The following is an 18,786-nucleotide window of genomic DNA, read 5'->3' on the forward strand; positions in this document are numbered from 1 at the left end:
TTTGTATTTAAAAAAGCTGTTAACGACTCAAGCAACTGCCTAAGTTTTCATTTATAGTTTTTATTTCTGACACTCTGTCATAATCATTCTAGTGGCACATCTTTTGACTTTTAGTAGTCGAGAAAACAATTTTGAACACTAATAAAATATATTAAGATGAGTAAAATAATTGGAATTGACTTGGGTACTACCAACAGTTGCGTTGCCGTAATGGAAGGTAACGAGCCTACGGTAATCCCAAATGCTGAAGGTAAGCGCACAACTCCTTCTGTCATTGCTTTTGTAGATGGCGGTGAGATTAAAGTGGGTGACCCAGCAAAAAGACAAGCAGTAACTAACCCAACAAAAACGGTTTCTTCTATTAAGCGTTTTATGGGTAACAAATTCAGTGAATCTTCTAAAGAAGTTGAAAGTGCTGCATACGATGTAAAAAAAGGAGATAACGATACGCCAAGAGTAGATATAGACGGTCGTTTATATACACCACAGGAATTATCTGCTATGATTCTTCAGAAAATGAAGAAAACAGCTGAAGATTATCTTGGTACAGACGTTACTGGAGCTGTAATTACAGTACCAGCATACTTTAATGATAGCCAACGCCAAGCAACTAAAGAAGCTGGTGAGATTGCAGGTCTTAAAGTAGAGCGTATTATTAATGAGCCTACTGCTGCTGCATTGGCTTATGGTTTAGATAAGAAAGATACAGACCAAAAGATTGTTGTATTTGACTTTGGTGGTGGTACTCATGACGTTTCTATCCTAGAATTAGGTGACGGCGTTTTTGAAGTATTATCTACAGATGGTGACACACACCTTGGTGGTGATGATGTTGACCAAAAGATAATTAACTGGTTGGCAGATGAGTTCAAATCTGAAGAAGATATGAACCTTAAGAAAGATCCTATGGCGTTACAACGTCTTAAGGAAGCTGCAGAGAAAGCAAAAATTGAGTTGTCTTCTTCTAACCAAACAGAAATCAATTTACCTTACATTACAGCTACTGCAAGCGGACCAAAACACTTGGTACGTACATTAACACGTAGCAAATTTGAGCAATTAATTGATGATTTAGTAAAACGCACAATTACTCCTTGTGAAAAAGCACTTAAAGCTGCTGGATTAAGCAAGAGTGATATAGATGAGGTTATCCTTGTTGGTGGTTCTACACGTATTCCTGCAGTACAAGAAGCTGTAGAGAAATTCTTTGGTAAGAAGCCAAGTAAAGGTGTAAACCCAGATGAGGTTGTAGCTGTTGGTGCTGCAATACAAGGTGGTGTATTAACAGGAGACGTAAAAGACGTTCTTTTATTAGATGTTACACCATTATCTCTAGGTATTGAAACTATGGGTGGCGTTATGACTAAGTTGATTGAGGCAAACACGACTATTCCTACGAATAAGTCTCAGGTCTTCTCAACGGCGGCAGATAACCAGCCAAGTGTAGAAATTCACGTATTACAAGGTGAGCGTCCAATGGCGGCAGATAACAAGACAATTGGTAGATTCCATTTGTCTGATATTCCACCAGCACAACGTGGTGTTCCTCAAATTGAAGTGACTTTCGATATTGATGCTAACGGTATCATTAAAGTAAGTGCAGAAGATAAAGCAACTGGTAAGAAGCAAGATATTAAGATTGAAGCGTCTTCTGGTTTAAGCGAAGAGGAAATCAAGAAAATGAAAGCTGAAGCTGAAGCTAATGCAGATGCAGATGCTAAGACTAAAGAAAAAGTTGATAAGATTAACGAGGCAGATGCTATGGTTTTCCAAACGGAAAAGCAACTTAAAGAATTTGGTGATAAATTATCTGATGATAAGAAAGCACCAATTGAAGAAGCATTAACTGAGTTAAAGGCTGCACACGCAACTGGCGATGTAGACCAAATTCAACCAGCTTTAGATAAGATAAACGAAGCTTGGAAAGTAGCTAGTGAAGAAATGTACAAAGCACAAGCAGAAGCTCAACAAGGCGCTCCAACTGGAGATGCTGGTCAAGCTGAAGGTGATGCTAGTTCTTCTGAAGGTAGCGATGTAGAAGATGTAGATTTTGAAGAAGTAAAATAAGCTTCAATCCTTAACCGGATTTCTATTATATATAAATCCGCAACTCGAAAGAGTTGCGGATTTTTTTTGTTTTAACCATAAAGATTGAAACGATTAGAGTACCAGTTTACTTATATTTATACAACTAAATTAACGCGCATAATGACTACAACTCACCGTTTTTTAATCTTGGTAACCAGCCTATTATCTATAATATCTTGCAAACAACAAACGACTAGTGAAGATCAGATTAAGAATTCTCCAACTCAAATTCAACTTAATACCACTAAAGGAAATATAGTTGTAGAGCTATACAACCAAACACCAAAACACCGTGATAATTTTATAAAACTAGCTAAAGACAGTACATTAAATGGCGTATTGTTTCATAGAGTAATTAAAGATTTTATGATACAGAGTGGTGATATTAAAAGTAAAGCTGCAAAACCACAAGATACTTTGGGAGAAGGCGAGTTGCCATATAGAGTGTCTGCTGAGTTTCATCCAGACTTATTCCATAAAAAAGGAGTATTAGCTGCTGCGAGAGATGGAAATTTAGAGCGTGCATCAAGTAGTACACAATTTTATATTGTACAAGGAAAAATTCAGAACGATAGTTTATTACAATTAAATGAAGATAGAATTAACGGCTGGCTAAGAGAACATAAATTTAAAAATAGCTTTAAGCATAAGGATTTGGTTAATGCTTTACAGCAGGCAGAAATTGTTGGAGATCAAACCTTGTATAAAAAACTTAACGATAGTATTATAAAGCTTGCAAAAGAGTTTGAAGATTTTGAAAGGTATACCATACCAAAAGAACATAGGAAAGTTTATAAAACTATTGGAGGTACGCCACACTTAGACCAGAATTACACAGTTTTTGGAGAAGTTGTAAGTGGTTTAAATATTGTTGATTCAATTGCAAATGCTGCAACAAACAATTTAGATAGACCATTAACAGATATTCGTATTAAGAGCGTTAAAATATTAGAGCAATAGTTAACCATAATTAAAATATGTGTTACGATATAAAAACAAGTAAAAAAGCACAACTAGAGCGTGTAAGGCGCGCTCAAGATTTATTGGCATTAGAGGAAATAGAAGATAGGCTACTACCTTTAACAGATTTGCCTTTGCATCATGCATCTGGATTTAATCATCCAGAAGTACTTATTTATACAGATCGTTCTCCAAATTTTCCAGAAGTTGCAACTTGGGGCTTAGTGCCACATTGGGTAAAAGATACCACTCAAAAAAAACAGTTGTGGAATAAGACCTTAAACGCACGAGGTGAAACAATTTTCGAAAAACCGTCTTTTCGAGATTCTGCTAAACATAAACGCTGCCTCTTTTATGTTGATGGCTTTTATGAGCACCATCACTACAATGGACAGGTGTATCCCTTTTATATTCATAAGAAAGATAACACGGCAATGGCAATGGCAGGATTATGGAATACTTGGGAAGATCCAGAAACTGGCGGACATTTAAATACGTTTTCAATAGTTACTACTATAGGAAATGCATTACTTTCTAAAATACATAACAATCCAAAATTAGAAGGCCCAAGAATGCCTCTAATTTTGCCAGAAGATATAGCAGATCAATGGATAACAAATGTTGATGATTATTTAGACGAGCAAACAATCACATCTTTAATACAGCCCTATCCAGATGAAGAGTTCTCTGCACATACGGTGCAAAAGCTTAGAGGCAAAGCATATCTAGGAAATACGCCAAACACTAGCGAACCAGTTATATATAATGAATTAAATTTTTAACAAGTAATACCAACCAGCTATGACCAATGTTTTTACAGAAAAAGGCACTTCAGAATTTATAAATAGAATACATAACCTTACACCAGAAACAAAACCGCAATGGGGAAAGATGAGTGTCGAAAAAATGTTAGCTCACTGCAATGTTACTTATGAGTTAATTTATGAAGATAAACATCCAAGGCCGAAAGGCTTAAAGAAACTTTTAATAAAACTATTAATTAAGAATTATGTAGTAGGAGATAAACCATTTAAAAAAAATGGAGGTACTGCACCAGCATTTTTAATTAGGGATGAGCGCAAATTTAAAACTGAAAAAGAAAGGTTAATACAGCATCTGGAAAAAACACAACAACTGGGTGAATCTCATTTTAATGGGAAAGAGTCTCATTCTTTTGGACCATTAACTATAAAAGAATGGAATACCATGTTTAGCAAACACTTAGATCATCACCTTACTCAATTTGGTGTGTAGGTAAAAAGTATAGGGAGAACTAGTTATAGTTTTCATAATCTAAATGCCTAAGCAAAGCCAAACCCTTAAATTTGTAAAAACTTAAATTATGAGATTACGTGCCAGTTCCCAAATTCTAGCACTTTTAATATTCAGCCTTTTATTGGGCATAAATTCACAAGCCCAAAAATCCAACGCTAATAGGTCTTTTAAAGACTATTATCCAATATCTGAACGCCCTTATTTAACAGGCGGATTTGGAAATAATGATTACGAACGTATATTATTAGAGGCAAAACCCGTAGTATATTATAGCGTATATAACGATATCCGAGAAGCTTTAAATAGAGATACTATTGTAAGAGGAGATGCTATTTATTTAAGTATACAGCCTCAGTTTAGGATTTATGATGAAAACTCTAAACCTGTAAAGACACCATCTTATAAAGCGTTTTTAGGATTTCAATCTATAATTAAGACAAACAACAATAATTTCTTAACTGCTGCATTGGAGTCTGGTCACTTTTCAAATGGGCAGTCCGGATCTGCGTTTAGTGAGGAGTTAGAAGACAACACTCCAGAAAGTACAGCACTCTATGAAGATTTAACAGATGATACAGATTTGGCTGCTATTTTAAATAGATCATCAGGAAACTTCTCTACCAACTTAACACGTTTGTCTTTAAACTATAGGATTAACAAATTTAATGATGAGAATTTACCAGAAACCATACATTCATTAACCTTAACCTATCAATTATACCACAGGCGTTTCTTAGGAGCATTTCAATTTGGAGGTTATAATCCAGAAGATATAGACATTTATGGAAGGCATCAAATAGAAGCTAGTTATGAGTTTACTTCACATTTAAAAGGATTTAGATATACTTTAGGACAAGAAGTATTCTTGCATCCAGATGTACACCCAAGTGCAGAAGTGTTTAGGAGTGAAACCACAGCAATTGTATATCCTTGGGATAAAGACTTAGGGATATTTGCCAAATTTGCATTTGGTTATGATGACTATAACTACAGGTTTGTAGATAGCTTCCCAAGATTTTCAATAGGATTAACTTGGGATTGGTTTACACCGTTTGTAGTTAAGCCAAATAGAGTTACGAATCCATAATATTATGGGGTTTTACATTTAGTAATTCGTATTTTTGCACTTCATTAAAAATTACAATTATGAATAATGGTTTATACGCTAAGCTTGAGACAAGTAAAGGCGATATTCTTATACAATTAGAGTTTCAGAAAACTCCAGGAACAGTTGCCAACTTTGTAGCACTTGCAGAAGGAAAACAAGAAAATAGCGCTAAAGATTTAGGGACACCTTACTATGACGGTCTTAAATTTCACCGTGTTATTGCAGACTTTATGATACAAGGTGGAGATCCACAAGGAACTGGAGCTGGCGGTCCTGGTTACAATTTTGATGATGAGTTTCACCCAGAACTAAAGCACAATAAGCCAGGTACTTTAAGTATGGCTAATGCAGGTCCTGGAACAAATGGAAGTCAGTTTTTTATAACACATGGCGAAACAGCTTGGTTAGATAACAAGCATACTGTATTTGGTTATGTTGTTGAAGGGCAAGATGTAGTTAACAAAATAAAGCAAGGTGACCTTATAAATCATGTTGAAATTATTAGAGAAGGTGAAGATGCTGAAGCTTTTGATGCTGTTGAAACCTTTAAGAATTTTAATGAAAGCAAAGCACAACGTATAGCAGATGCTAAAAAACGTGAAGAAGAAGCTTTAGCAAAAGCAACCGAAGGTTTTACAAAAACTAACAGCGGTTTATATTATAATATCACTAAAAAAGGTGATGGTAAAGCTGCAGAAAAAGGAAAAACAGTTTCTGTACATTACAAAGGGATGTTAATGGATGGTACAGTGTTCGATTCTTCATTTAAAAGAAATGAACCAATTGATTTTCCATTAGGTGTAGGCCAAGTAATTGCAGGTTGGGATGAAGGTATACAATTACTAAACGTAGGCGATCAAGCTACTTTAATAATTCCTTCAGATCTTGCTTATGGTGAACGTGGCGCTGGTGGTGTAATTCCTGGTGGAGCAACTCTTAAGTTTGATGTAGAGTTGGTAAATGTGAAGTAAGAGTGATCTAAAAATCACTTTGAGATTTTAAAAAGGGTAAAATTTGAGTATTCAAATTTTACCCTTTATTTGTTTAAAGCCTATAATTAAGACTTCCATTTAATATTGCAACCAATACTTGGTTTTTGATCCTTTCGTTGCGGATTGTTGTTTAATATATTATCTAAAGATTCTCTAAGGTCTCTACCATTTACAGGAATTCCATTTCCTGGTCTAGAGTTATCTAATTGACCTCTGTAAACTAGCTTTAATTCTGCATCAAATACAAAAAAGTCTGGCGTACAAGCTGCTTTGTAAGCTTTGGCTACGTCTTGGGTAGCATCAAAAAGGTAAGGGAACGGATAGTTTTCTTCTCTGGCAGTTTTCCACATAAGATCTGGATGATCTTGAGGATATTTTTCAATATCATTACTGTTTATAGCTACAAATCCAAAGCCCGTTACACGGTAATCATTTGCCGTTCTTACAAGTTCATCATTTACATGTTTTACAAAAGGGCAATGGTTACATATAAACATAACTACAGTACCTTTTGTACCTTTAATATCTTCTAAAGAATAGCTGTTTTTTGTTACAGCATCTACCAAATTAAAAGTTGGCGCTTTGGTACCTAATGGTAACATGTTGGAAGGAGTTAAAGACATGCGTGTAATAATTAGAGTTATTAAACTATAGGTCATCAAAATAAGACAATGGTTACATAAAATCTCCTTAAAGTATCCTTAAAATCTTGGTAAGCCTTAGTAAGCTTAGTATCTTTAATGAAAACAAAACCAATGAAAGAAGGATATACATCATTATCAATAGCAATAAAAGACTTGCAAGAAGAAGGTTACAACGTAGATTTTAATCTTGTTGAAGAAGGCGTAGAGGCTAAGTCTAAAAAGAAAACTTGGCCAGCAGGCAAATTAGATGTTGTAAAATTTTACAGATTTGAAGGTGCCACAAATCCATCAGACAATAGCATTTTGTATGTTATTGAAACAGAAGATGGAGAAAAGGGATTGTTAGTAGATAACTACGATGCCAGCGCTACTCAAGTTTCTAAAGAGATGTTGGAAAAACTAAAAATTCATCATAATGAATAATTTAACTTGGAGTGAGTTTGAGCGCGTAGATATGCGTGTAGGAACCATTCTTGAAGTTAAAGATTTTCCTGAGGCTAGAAATCCTGCTTATAAATTAAGAATAGATTTTGGTGAGATGCTTGGAGTTAAAAAAACTTCTGCCCAGATTACTACCCAATATTCTAAAGAAGATTTAATAGGAAGACAAATAATAGCTGTAGTAAATTTTCCTAAAAAGCAAATTGCAACATTTATGAGTGAGTGCTTAGTTTTAGGTGCAGTAAATGGAAAGGATGTCACGTTATTACATCCCGATTTAAAGGTCGAAAACGGCTTAAAGATTGGCTAACGCTCTTTATTAAATTATAGATATAAAAAAAGCTCTGTAGAAATATACAGAGCTTTTTTGCATTATAGTTATAGATTAATCTTTCAAATCTTCTAAAGATTTTACTTTGTGTAAAGTAGCTTTAACTTCATCTACTTGTTTAGTGAGTGTATGCTGTATTTTAGGAGGAAACTGTTGGTTGGTTAATGCATCTTCATATTCACTAACACTTGCTTTTTCTCCTCTAATACATTCTTCTAAAACAGCTTCATCGTCATTACCAGTAACAGCAGTTTTAATATCTATCCAAGTTCTGTGTAAAGAACCTGTTACACTACCTTTTTCTTTAGGTGTTTCGTTTAAATCTCTAATTTCCTTATCTAGTTCTGTCGCAAAACGGTTTCTAAGAACAGCTTGTTGCTTAAGGAAATTTTTAAGTTGAGAGCTATCTGCATCTGTCATGGCTTTTTTATAACCAGCTTCTGCATCATAGTTCTTTTCCAGAAGTTGTTGTAAATGGTTTACAATATCTTCGTGGCTATTTTCTTTTGCTTCTTCAAGTGTGGTTTTCATAGTATTATTTTTTTGTTTACCTAAAGATACTAAGGATTCAACAAAAAAATATAATTTAAAGACCAGCTTGTGAGAGGTTTAACACTTGTGTTAAACTAATTATAAAGTGATTTTTTTATGTGGTGTTAATTGCAACGATTAACCCTCAGCGGTCATTGAAAGCTCAAGCCAGCGTTCTTCTTTTTCTGTAATGGCATCATTAATTTCACCAAGACGTTTCGATTTTTTTTCAATGTCTTCTGGAGATAAATCATTTAAGAATTCTTGTTGAAGTTTCGCCTTTTCCTTTTCTAACTTCTCAATATCTTTTTCTAATCGCTTAAACTCTTTTTGTTCACTATAGGATAATCCTCCTGAGCTTTGGTTTTCTTTCCAAGAAGATTTTTGTTCAGTAGGCTTAGGTTCATTTTTCTTTGGTTCTGGTGCCTTAGAGGCATCATAAGCACGGTAATCTGAGTAATTACCAGGAAAATCTGTTATGGTTCCTTCACCTTCAAACACCAATAGGTGATCTACTATTTTATCCATAAAGTAACGGTCGTGAGATACCACCAAAAGGCAACCAGGAAAATCTAACAAGAAGTTTTCTAGGACATTTAGAGTAAGTATATCAAGATCATTAGTAGGTTCATCTAATATTAAAAAGTTGGGGTTTTGTATGAGTACAGTACATAGGTATAAACGTTTTTGCTCACCACCACTTAATTTTTCAACAAAATCATATTGCTTTTTCCTGTCAAATAAAAAGCGTTCTAAAAGTTGAGCTGCAGAAATAGTACGGCCTTTCTTAAGAGGTATATGGTCTCCAAATTCTTTGATTACATCTATTACTTTTTGGCCTTCTTTTATTGTAATCCCTTTTTGTGTGTAATATCCAAATTTTACGGTTTCACCTATTACAATCTTTCCGGTATCTGGTTTTAAGTTACCGGTAAGCATATTTAGGAATGTACTTTTACCAGTACCATTTTTTCCAATAATGCCAGCACGCTCACCAGGTTGAAAATTATAATCAAAATTTGCAAAAAGATTCTTGTTCTCAAAAGCTTTAGATACATTGTGCAACTCCACAATCTTATTACCCAAACGTTCCATATTAAGCTCAAGCTGCACTTCGTGATCATTACGACGTTTATGTGCTCTTGCCTTAATATCTGAAAAATCGTCTATTCTAGATTTAGATTTTGTTGTTCTTGCTTTTGGCTGTCTACGCATCCACTCCAACTCCTTTTTGTAAAGTTGTTTCGCTTTCTCGGTATTGGTTTGCTCAACACTATGGCGTTGTTCTTTTTTTTCGAGATAATAGCTATAGTTTCCTTTGTAGCTATACAGTTGACCGTTGTCTAGCTCAATAATTTCGTTGCACACACGATCTAAGAAATAGCGATCGTGAGTAACCATAAAGAGTGTAAGATTTTCAACTCTAAAATACTCTTCTAACCATTCAATCATTTCTAAATCTAAATGGTTGGTTGGTTCATCTAAAACAAGAAGTTCTGGTTTGTTAAGAAGTATAGTTGCAAGAGCAAGACGTTTTTTTTGACCACCAGAAAGATTATTTACCTTCTTGTTTAAATCTTCTAATTTTAATTTAAAAAGAATTTGCTTGTATTGCGTTTCGAAATCCCAAGCATTTTGAGCATCCATTTGTTCAAAAGCCTTTTGGTAAGCATCTGCATCATCTGGGTTTTTGAGAGCTTGTTCATAGCGTTCAATAATTTTTAAAGTGTCATTGTCTGAAGCAAAAATAGTTTCCTCTATGCTAAGCTCTGGATTAAGATTTGGTTCCTGAGCAAGAAATTCAACTTTAAGGCCATTTCTGTAAATTACATTTCCTTGGTCTGGTTGGTCTGCGCCAGATAGTATATTGAGCAAAGAAGTTTTACCAGTTCCGTTTTTAGCAACAAAGCCAATTTTTTGACCTTCACTTATTCCAAAGGAAATGTCTGTGAACAAAATGCGTTCTCCATATGATTTGGAGATGTTTTCAAATGAAGCGTAATTCAATGTATTTTCTTTTTTGCAAAATACGTAGAAATATTCCGATTGCGCACCATTAGAGTTTTACTTTAATAGCAATATTCTTATTCTTTTTATTAGTAATTAATCTGAAATTTCTAAAGTGATTAGAAAACCCACATTCTTCAATTGAAAAAAATAATGTGAATATTTTACGTATAAACTTTACTTTTGAAAACTAGAAACCTATAATGCTGAATTAAATTTACACTAATTGTAAATTGGGATAAAGCAAAGATTTATTTTAATTGTTTGAAACAAATTTATGAGCGCGAAGAAAAAGATTTTAGCTGTTTTAGTAAATTATGGAGATGAGCAAATTTCCTATTTAGTGCGCGTTGTTAATGAGTTAAACAGTTTTGAGAATTACGATACAACAATAGTTGTAAATTCTAACATACCATTAGAGTTACCAAATGTTGAAACAGTAAATGTTATAACTTTAGATAATTACCAGTACTTACCATTAACCTGTAGAAAGGTAATTTGGGACAATAAAGACAACTATGATATTTTTATATATGGTGAGAATGACCATTTATTTAAAGAACATCATGTTGATAAACATATTGAGTACAGTAAATTATTACCTAATGATAGAATTACAGGGTTAATACAATACGAAGAAGACCCACAAGGCAATAAATATTATCCAGGATATCATGCCGATTTTGAATGGGATTATAATTCTGTTGAGCGTCATGGCAATAAGGTATTTGCACATTTTTCTAATGTACACCAAGCTACATTTATAATTACTAAAGATGAATTACTACGAGTAGGAGAAGTCTTTAATTTTAATGAATTGGTAAAGGTTAAACGACCTAATGCTTTGGTGAGATTAGTAAATAAAATAAAGAAAGCACTAAATATGCCTTATTTTAAAGTTAAGGAGTATAGTGTGAAATGCAAGGTGAATACAGATGTTTATGAGTATGCTAATATGAAAAAACTTATCTGTATATCAGAGTTTGAAGATAATTTAATTCATCACCTACCAAACTTATATATTGAAGGAAATTTAGGAAGGACTAAACAACGCTCTGAAGATGATAAAATGAAAGCTGCAGTAAAAAAGCTTTTAAAAACAGCTTAACTAAACGGTAAATAACCAAATGTCAATACGAAACATAGAGTTATATGTTAACGTATTAAAGAGAATTTTAAATTTAAAGTTCTACTAGTTGTAAACTCATATTTGTAAATCTAAGCATACAATTTACCATCAATTTAAACAACTAAAAGAAAAACACCTATTGCTGTTATCTGGTTTTTACTTTACAGCTTAAAACCTATATTTGTCTAATAATATCTTTCCCCATGAGAATTGTACATATCATAATTATCATGCTAGTTGTAGTAAGTGTCTCATCGTGTGTAAGCACAGAGCGATTAACTTATTTACAGGAGAATACATCTCAGCTTGATAGTGTTGTAAATGTGCAACGTATACAGCAACCTTACCGTTTACAGGTTAATGATTTATTGAGTATAAAGATTAAAACTTTAGATCAAGATTTATCTGCAATGTTTAATCCTTCGCCTAAAGAGACCTCTTCAAGCCAAAATCAAGGAGAAGAAGGATTGTATTATGAAGGTTTCTTTGTTGATGCCAGAGGAAATATAAGAGTTCCAGAATTAGGTGAGGTTTATGTATTAGGGTTAACTCAAAAAGAAGTTAGACTGAAGATTGAAGAATTGCTTTATAAAAATTATTTTAAGGAAGAAACATCAAAGCTTTTTGTAACAGTACAACTAGCAGGAATACGTTATACAACATTAGGAGAAATAGGTACAGGAAGCCAAGTGCTTTATAAGACTCAGGTTACCATTATGGAAGCTATTGCAAATGCTGGAGATATAGCCGTAACTGGAGACAGGACAGACGTAAAAATTGTAAGAACCTATCCAGATGGCGTGCGTGTTCACCATATAGATTTAACATCGTTAGATGCAGTAAACTCTCCATATTATTTTATACAGCCTAATGATTTAATAGTTGTAGACCCATTACCTCAAAAAGCATTAGGTACGGGAACAACAGGAATACAATCTTTTACAACTGCAATTTCTGTGCTTACCCTATTAGTTACAACAGTTTTATTATTTGTTAGATTATAAGGATGAGAGACGACGAAGAATTTGATATTAGCGATTTAAGTTCGACTTTCGACTTTAAAGGATTCCTGTTTAAAGTATTAAGTTATTGGAAATTGTTTTTAATCTCTATTGCTATAGGGTTAGGAATTTCCTATTACATAAATGTAAGAAAGTTAGATGTTTACAGTTCAAGTAACCTAGTTTCAATTAAAGACAATCAAAACCCATTTTTTACAAGTAATACTAGTCTTACATTTAATTGGGGTGGCACTACAGATAAAGTAAATACAGTTCTTATAGCGTTAAGAACTAGAAAGCACAATACAGAAGTTGTAGAGAAACTTCAATATTATATTAACTACGAAAAAGATGGTGAGTACCAAAGGATAGATACGTATGGGAAAACTCCATTTAAAGTAAAAATAGACACTACAGCTTTTCAAATGCTGCATACAGATATGCAGATTAAAGTAAAAAACGACTCTATATTTAATCTGTCTACTAACTTTCCAGAAAGTAAAAAGCTTTTATTACACCACTATGGTAGTTTAAAAGACAGTACGCTAACTGTAAGTAAGTCTTCTTTTGAACGTGATTTTAAATTTGGGGTACCTATTAGGTTGCCTTTTTTTGAAGGCGTTGTGCATAAAGATGAATTAAATACACAGACTACAACACCCTATTTTATACGTTTTTCTAAAGCAGAATCTGTAGTTTCAAAATATACTAACATAAGAGTTGTGCCTGAGTCTACCGGATCATCTGTTTTAAAGTTAACACTAACGGGACATAATAAGAAAAGGCTTTCAGACTATTTAAATGCTACAGTAAATATTCTTAGTGTAAACTTATTAGAGCAAAAGAACCAATTTGCCACAAACACTATAGCTTTTATTGAAGAGCGTTTAAAAGAACAAGGCGAACAATTAGAAACTGTAGAAGGCGAGTTGAATGCATTTAGAACTAAAAATGCAATTGTAAATATAGATACAGAAAATGATGAGCTCTCTGTAAAAACATCGACATTAGATAACAGGTTAACAGATTTAAACAGACAAATAGATTATCTAAATACTCTTGACACCTATTTACAAACTAGGACAGATTACAGTAGTGTTCCAGCACCATCTGTAGCAGGAATAGCAGAAGGTAGTATTGTTGCATTGGTATCTAACATATTGAATTTAGCAGAGCAACGCAGTAGGTATCAATATGCATACAAAGAAAATAACCCAATTTTTGATGATATAGATAGGCAGATAAATGCAGCCAAAAACGTCCTGTTTGAAAATATAAAATCATCAAGAAGTTTATTAGAGTCTGAAAAAAGTAGAGTAGAAGCAGAGCTTTCTAGATATGAATCCCAGATTAGGCGTTTGCCAAGAGAGCAACAAGACTTACTAAAAATTCAGCGTCGTTTTGATATTAACGAGCAGTCTTATAATATGTTTTTAAGTAAACTTAATGAGGCGCGATTAGTGAAAGCCGCAAATGTTAGTGATGTTTTATTAGTAGATAAAGCAAAGCCAGTTTCAGCTTCTAGAGTTGGCCCTAATACGAGGTTAAACTATGTTATGGGTTTTCTTTTTGGACTCATAGTGCCTATAATGTTAGTGTTTATAAAAGTGTTTTTCGATAATTCTATTCACACTACAGAAGAGCTTCAAAAACTATCTCCAATACCTATCTTAGGTGTAATTGGGAAAAGTAAATTAGAGTCAAATCTTGTAGTTCTAGACACACCTAGATCTGCCATTTCTGAAGGGTTTAGGGCGCTAAGAAGCAGCTTGCAATTTATATATAGAAAACAAGGGATTGATGGGAGTAAAACCGTTTTATTAACATCCTCTATAAGTGGTGAAGGAAAAACCTACTGTTCTATGAATATTGCCTCTGTTTTTGCATTAAGTGAGCGCAAAACAGTGCTTGTAGGTTTAGATTTAAGGAAGCCAAAAATCTTTGAAGACTTTGATATTAAAAATAATAAAGGTGTAGTTAATTATTTAATTAATGATGCAACTATTGGTGAAATAGTTCAGTCCACAAAAATTGAGCATTTAGATATTATTACATCTGGACCTATTCCTCCAAATCCATCAGAACTATTAATGAAAGATTCAATGGATAGATTTATATCAGAACTTAAGGAATCTTACGATTATATTATCTTGGATAGTCCACCGATAGGTTTGGTTGCAGACTCTTTAACACTTGAGCGCTATGCAGACGCTTCAATCTATATTGTAAGACAAGGCGTGACAAAAAAGGGAATGCTAAATACTATTAATGAAAAATATAGAACAGGTGAAATCACTAATATGAGCTTTGTATTAAACTGCTTTGAGCAAAAAGCCAAATATGGTTACGGCTACGGTTATGGTTATGGCTATGGTGGTTACGGGCAAGGTTATCATGAACAGGATGTGAAAGCATCTTGGTATAAACGTTTATTTAAAAAAAATAAAAGCTAAGCTTTGGCGATAAAACAAGACGAATGGTTATATGAGATTTCTCCCAAAAGAGGTTTGTTTGAACTAAACTTCAAGGAGATTTGGCAGTATCGTGATTTACTAATGCTGTGGGTAAAGCGTGAAATTACAACGGTTTATAAACAAACAATCCTAGGGCCACTTTGGTTTTTAATTCAGCCTTTATTTACATCTGTAATATTTACACTTATATTTAATAACATCGCTAATATTGAAACAGGAGCAGTACCTTCATTTTTATTTAATTTAGCAGGAATTACAGCTTGGAATTACTTTAAAGAGTGTCTTACAGGAACTTCAGACACATTTAAAAAAAATGCAGCAATTTTTGGTAAGGTTTATTTTCCAAGAGTAATTATGCCAATGGCAACAACCATTTCCAATCTATTAAAGTTTGCGATACAAATTGGCATTCTTATTATTTTTTATGTGTTTTATGTTCTTAAAGGCAGTGATATAAGTCCAAATTTAAATTTATTATTATTCCCTATTTATGTAATAATGATGGCTCTTTTAGGGTTAGGGTTAGGGATGACAATATCTGCGGCAACAACCAAATATAGAGACTTAACAGTTTTGGTGGGTTTTGGCGTGAGTTTATTAATGTATATATCTGCAGTGCCTTATCCTTTATCTGAAATAAAGATTAAACAACCACAATATTCATGGATTGTAGAGTATAACCCACTCACGCAAATTATAGAAGGTTTTCGATATATGATTTTAGATACAGGAACATTTACTTGGTTTGGTTTTACATATACATTAATCATTTCAATACTTATATTTCTTATAGGGTTACTTATTTTTAATAGAACAGAAAAGACATTTATAGATACCGTTTAATTTATGGCAATTCATTTATATTTTTGGCAAGAAAAACGGGACAATGGTTTAGAAAATTATGGTGACCTTATTTCTAAATATCTTGTAGAAAGGATATCTAATAGAAAAGTAAAAACTGTAACTCATCCTTCCAAAGGCTTATATAAACATTTACTGAAACACTACCTTGTAATTGGTAGCATATTATCTTCTGCACAAAAAAAATCTGTGGTTTGGGGTAGTGGCATCATAAAGAAAGATGATACTATTAGAGAGGCTAAATTTCTTTCAGTTAGAGGTCCCAGAACTAGAGCTGCGATTTTAGAAAAAGGGTTTCAATGTCCAGAGAACTACGGTGATCCAGCGTTATTAATGCCTATGTATTATAATCCAAAAATTGAAAAAAAATATAAACTGGGTATCATCCCACATTATGTCGATTTTAAAAGTATAAATGATAGATTTAAAGATAATCCAGATATAAAAGTTATTAATTTATTGACAAACAATGTAGAGAAAACAACAGATGAAATTTTAAAATGTGAACGTACTGTGTCATCTTCTTTACATGGTGTAATAGTTTCTCATGCCTATGCAATACCATCATTGTGGATTAAATTTTCAGAGAAGCTATCTGGTGATGATATCAAATTTTATGATTATTTTGATTCTGTAGGTATTCATTTTAAAAACATCATAGAAGAGAATCCAGAACAATTAACTTTAAAGAAAATAGAAGACTTACTATTCGATTTAGAAACAGTGTTACTTCCAGAAAAAACAAAAATAGAGGCTTTACTATACTCATTACAGAAAACCTGTCCATTTAAATAAACTATGAGTCAACAGACTATTTTAAAAGTTGAAAATATTTCTAAACAATACCGTTTGGGTAATGTTGGCACAGGTACATTAAGTCATGACCTTAATCGTTGGTGGCATCAAATAAGAGGTAAAGAAAACCCTTATGCCAAAGTTGGTGCAGTAAATGATCGCAGCGCTACTGCAACTCAAGATTATGTATGGGCTATAAAAAATATTAATTTTGAAGTCAAAAAAGGTGAGGTACTTGGTATCATAGGTAAAAATGGTGCTGGTAAATCAACGTTATTAAAAATTTTATCACGAGTAACATCACCAACAACAGGATCTATTAAAACTAAAGGTCGTATTGCGTCTTTGTTAGAAGTAGGAACTGGTTTTCATCCTGAACTTACGGGAAAAGAAAACATTTATTTGAACGGAGCCATTCTTGGCATGAATAAAGCAGAAATTAACAGCAAAATAGATGAAATCATTGAATTTTCTGGATGCCAGATGTATATAGATACACCTGTAAAGCGTTATAGTAGTGGTATGCGTGTACGTTTAGCTTTTGCTGTTGCAGCCTTTTTAGAACCAGATATCTTAGTAGTTGATGAGGTATTGGCTGTTGGTGACGCAGAGTTTCAAAAGAAAGCCATTGGCAAGATGCAAGATATCTCTAAAGGCGATGGTAGGACGGTAATTTTTGTGAGTCATAATATGGCGGCAGTTCAAGATTTATGCAGTAGAGTTATTATTTTAACCAATGGAGAACAAAGTTATGAAGGCGACGTTCAAAATGGAGTTTCAATTTATCTGAGCAATAATTTCGACGAAAAGTCAGAAGTGATATTTGAAGGATCTAAAAATACAAGAGCATATATTCATAGTTTTTCAATGACAAATTCTAGAGGTGATTTGGTATCTAGTTTTAAATCTGGTGAAAAGATGATTTTTTCCGCCTTTATAAATTTAAGATCAAATTTGGTTAATCCAAGTTTCAGTCTGCGATTAACAGATGCGCACGGAACAAGTTTAGTAACTTGGCGTAGTCTTTACTTCAAAAATTCACCTCTTTCAGATATGAAAACAGGTAAGTACCAAATTCAAATCGCTAGTAAAGAATTGTATCTTTTGGATGGAACATATTACTTATCAATGTCTTTACTCGATGGTAAGAATCCTATTGATATTAAGAAGGAATTTATACAGTTTAGTGTAGTTGCCTCAAAACCTAGTAACGAATATATAACCATATCTAGAGCCTTATCTTCAAATTGCTTAATTTATTCCAATTCAGACTGGACAGTTGAAAAATTACAGAATGGAAATTAAAGAGTATAAAGAAATGACGACTGCCAAAAAAAAGAAATTTTGGCGAGAGCACCCTTTAATTGGTGATATAGAGATAAAACTTGATGGGATAAGCAGTTTTAAAATGAAATGTGATAATGACGATTCTGTTGTTAAAGAATTGCATTGGACAAATTTTATTGGTTGGGAAAAAACGAGTCTAGCATTATGGAAAAACTTATTACAACACACTGGAAAACAATCAGTAGTTTTAGATATTGGCGCATATTCTGGAATTTATTCTATAATTGCCTCCAAATTTGAAAACGTCAAACAGATATATGCTTTTGACATACAGGATAATTGTATTGATAGGTTACATCAAAATTTTAAATTAAATGCTATCGACAAAGCTTCAATCGTAAAATCGGCATGTACAGATACAGATGGTCAAATAGAATTTTATTATTATGAGGAGGAAGGCATAATGAGTTCAGTTGCTGGAATTGTTAAAAAAAAGATGAATAATCTAAAAGCTTCAGTTCCTTCAATAAAACTAGATGATTGGATTAGAAAAGATAAGAATCAAAATGTAAAACTTGTTAAAATTGACGTTGAAGGTGCCGAACAAAAAACTCTTGAAGGAATGATGGGGATTTTGAAAACACAGAAACCAGATATTTTAATTGAAATTAATGAGGCGAAACATATAAGAGCGATCAAAAATAATATACCAAAAGACTATTCGATTTATGATATAATTGAGAATGAGTTAACCATTAAAAAACTTGGGTATTTCACAAAAAATTCATCTGATAGAAACTACCTATTGACTGTGAAATCTAAAAAAGATCTTACTGGAATTTTTCAAGGAAAAGTTAAATAA

At 33.1% G+C, this 18,786-nt stretch carries 18 protein-coding genes; 15 read left to right on the forward strand and 3 right to left on the reverse strand.

Translation table 11 applies throughout. From position 1 onward, the window contains the following. The first annotated feature begins 156 nt into the window (after nucleotides 1-156). The 6 genes from dnaK to CA2559_RS07175 all read left to right on the forward strand — a co-directional run bounded on the left by dnaK (nucleotide 157) and on the right by CA2559_RS07175 (nucleotide 6,402). A complete protein-coding gene (gene dnaK, locus CA2559_RS07150) occupies nucleotides 157-2,067 on the forward strand; it encodes a molecular chaperone DnaK (protein ID WP_013187190.1) in 1,911 nt (636 codons plus the stop codon). 141 nt (nucleotides 2,068-2,208) lie between these two features. Beyond that, nucleotides 2,209-3,048, forward strand: a complete 840-nt coding sequence (locus CA2559_RS07155; protein ID WP_013187191.1) for a peptidylprolyl isomerase — start codon at nucleotides 2,209-2,211, stop codon at nucleotides 3,046-3,048. 17 nt (nucleotides 3,049-3,065) lie between these two features. After that, the gene (locus CA2559_RS07160) at nucleotides 3,066-3,830 is read left to right on the forward strand and encodes an SOS response-associated peptidase (RefSeq protein ID WP_013187192.1); all 765 of its coding nucleotides are present in this window, start codon (nucleotides 3,066-3,068) and stop codon (nucleotides 3,828-3,830) included. Nucleotides 3,831-3,849: 19 nt separating this feature from the next. Further along, nucleotides 3,850-4,302, forward strand: a complete 453-nt coding sequence (locus tag CA2559_RS07165; protein ID WP_013187193.1) for a DUF1569 domain-containing protein — start codon at nucleotides 3,850-3,852, stop codon at nucleotides 4,300-4,302. Nucleotides 4,303-4,390: 88 nt separating this feature from the next. Further along, nucleotides 4,391-5,410, forward strand: coding sequence for a hypothetical protein (locus tag CA2559_RS07170; RefSeq protein WP_049787197.1), 1,020 nt, complete (start codon nucleotides 4,391-4,393; stop codon nucleotides 5,408-5,410). A gap of 59 nt (nucleotides 5,411-5,469) precedes the next feature. Continuing rightward, the gene (locus CA2559_RS07175; RefSeq protein ID WP_013187195.1) at nucleotides 5,470-6,402 is read left to right on the forward strand and encodes a peptidylprolyl isomerase; all 933 of its coding nucleotides are present in this window, start codon (nucleotides 5,470-5,472) and stop codon (nucleotides 6,400-6,402) included. 86 nt (nucleotides 6,403-6,488) lie between these two features. On the opposite strand, the gene CA2559_RS07180 is transcribed toward CA2559_RS07175, so the two are convergent. Further along, complete coding sequence (locus CA2559_RS07180) at nucleotides 6,489-7,046, reverse strand: thioredoxin family protein (protein ID WP_013187196.1); 558 nt, start codon at nucleotides 7,044-7,046, stop codon at nucleotides 6,489-6,491. Between the two features lie 117 nt (nucleotides 7,047-7,163). Between CA2559_RS07180 and CA2559_RS07185 the strand changes: the two genes are divergently transcribed. Both CA2559_RS07185 and CA2559_RS07190 read left to right on the forward strand, forming a co-directional pair. Next, a complete protein-coding gene (locus tag CA2559_RS07185; RefSeq protein ID WP_013187197.1) occupies nucleotides 7,164-7,490 on the forward strand; it encodes a hypothetical protein in 327 nt (108 codons plus the stop codon). After that, the gene (locus tag CA2559_RS07190; RefSeq protein WP_013187198.1) at nucleotides 7,483-7,818 is read left to right on the forward strand and encodes a tRNA-binding protein; all 336 of its coding nucleotides are present in this window, start codon (nucleotides 7,483-7,485) and stop codon (nucleotides 7,816-7,818) included. Before CA2559_RS07185 ends, CA2559_RS07190 begins: the two co-directional genes overlap by 8 nt. Nucleotides 7,819-7,893: 75 nt before the next feature. Here CA2559_RS07190 and CA2559_RS07195 read toward each other — a convergent pair whose 3' ends face one another. Both CA2559_RS07195 and CA2559_RS07200 read right to left on the reverse strand, forming a co-directional pair. Next, nucleotides 7,894-8,370, reverse strand: coding sequence for a ferritin-like domain-containing protein (locus tag CA2559_RS07195; protein WP_013187199.1), 477 nt, complete (start codon nucleotides 8,368-8,370; stop codon nucleotides 7,894-7,896). Nucleotides 8,371-8,508: 138 nt separating this feature from the next. Continuing rightward, nucleotides 8,509-10,377 carry an ABC-F family ATP-binding cassette domain-containing protein gene (locus CA2559_RS07200; protein WP_013187200.1) on the reverse strand — a complete coding sequence of 623 codons (1,869 nt, stop codon included), beginning with the start codon at nucleotides 10,375-10,377 and terminating at the stop codon, nucleotides 8,509-8,511. Between the two features lie 277 nt (nucleotides 10,378-10,654). On the opposite strand from CA2559_RS07200, the gene CA2559_RS07205 reads away from it, so the two are divergent. The 7 genes from CA2559_RS07205 to CA2559_RS07235 all read left to right on the forward strand — a co-directional run bounded on the left by CA2559_RS07205 (nucleotide 10,655) and on the right by CA2559_RS07235 (nucleotide 18,786). Next, the gene (locus tag CA2559_RS07205) at nucleotides 10,655-11,485 is read left to right on the forward strand and encodes a hypothetical protein (RefSeq protein ID WP_013187201.1); all 831 of its coding nucleotides are present in this window, start codon (nucleotides 10,655-10,657) and stop codon (nucleotides 11,483-11,485) included. 224 nt (nucleotides 11,486-11,709) lie between these two features. Further along, complete coding sequence (locus CA2559_RS07210; protein WP_041240944.1) at nucleotides 11,710-12,510, forward strand: polysaccharide biosynthesis/export family protein; 801 nt, start codon at nucleotides 11,710-11,712, stop codon at nucleotides 12,508-12,510. Nucleotides 12,511-12,512: 2 nt separating this feature from the next. Beyond that, nucleotides 12,513-14,960 (forward strand): GumC family protein, encoded by a 2,448-nt coding sequence (locus tag CA2559_RS07215; protein WP_013187203.1) that lies wholly within the window; start codon nucleotides 12,513-12,515, stop codon nucleotides 14,958-14,960. Nucleotides 14,961-15,062: 102 nt separating this feature from the next. Beyond that, nucleotides 15,063-15,824, forward strand: a complete 762-nt coding sequence (locus CA2559_RS07220; RefSeq protein ID WP_013187204.1) for an ABC transporter permease — start codon at nucleotides 15,063-15,065, stop codon at nucleotides 15,822-15,824. A 3-nt stretch (nucleotides 15,825-15,827) separates the two neighbouring features. Next, nucleotides 15,828-16,637 (forward strand): polysaccharide pyruvyl transferase family protein, encoded by an 810-nt coding sequence (locus tag CA2559_RS07225; RefSeq protein WP_013187205.1) that lies wholly within the window; start codon nucleotides 15,828-15,830, stop codon nucleotides 16,635-16,637. A 3-nt stretch (nucleotides 16,638-16,640) separates the two neighbouring features. Then, the gene (locus CA2559_RS07230) at nucleotides 16,641-17,942 is read left to right on the forward strand and encodes an ABC transporter ATP-binding protein (protein WP_013187206.1); all 1,302 of its coding nucleotides are present in this window, start codon (nucleotides 16,641-16,643) and stop codon (nucleotides 17,940-17,942) included. Then, entirely contained in the window at nucleotides 17,932-18,786 is an 855-nt protein-coding gene (locus CA2559_RS07235; RefSeq protein ID WP_013187207.1) for an FkbM family methyltransferase, read from the forward strand. Before CA2559_RS07230 ends, CA2559_RS07235 begins: the two co-directional genes overlap by 11 nt.

Origin of the sequence: Croceibacter atlanticus HTCC2559 (assembly GCF_000196315.1) — a bacterium.
Taxonomy (GTDB): Bacteria; Bacteroidota; Bacteroidia; order Flavobacteriales; family Flavobacteriaceae; genus Croceibacter; species Croceibacter atlanticus.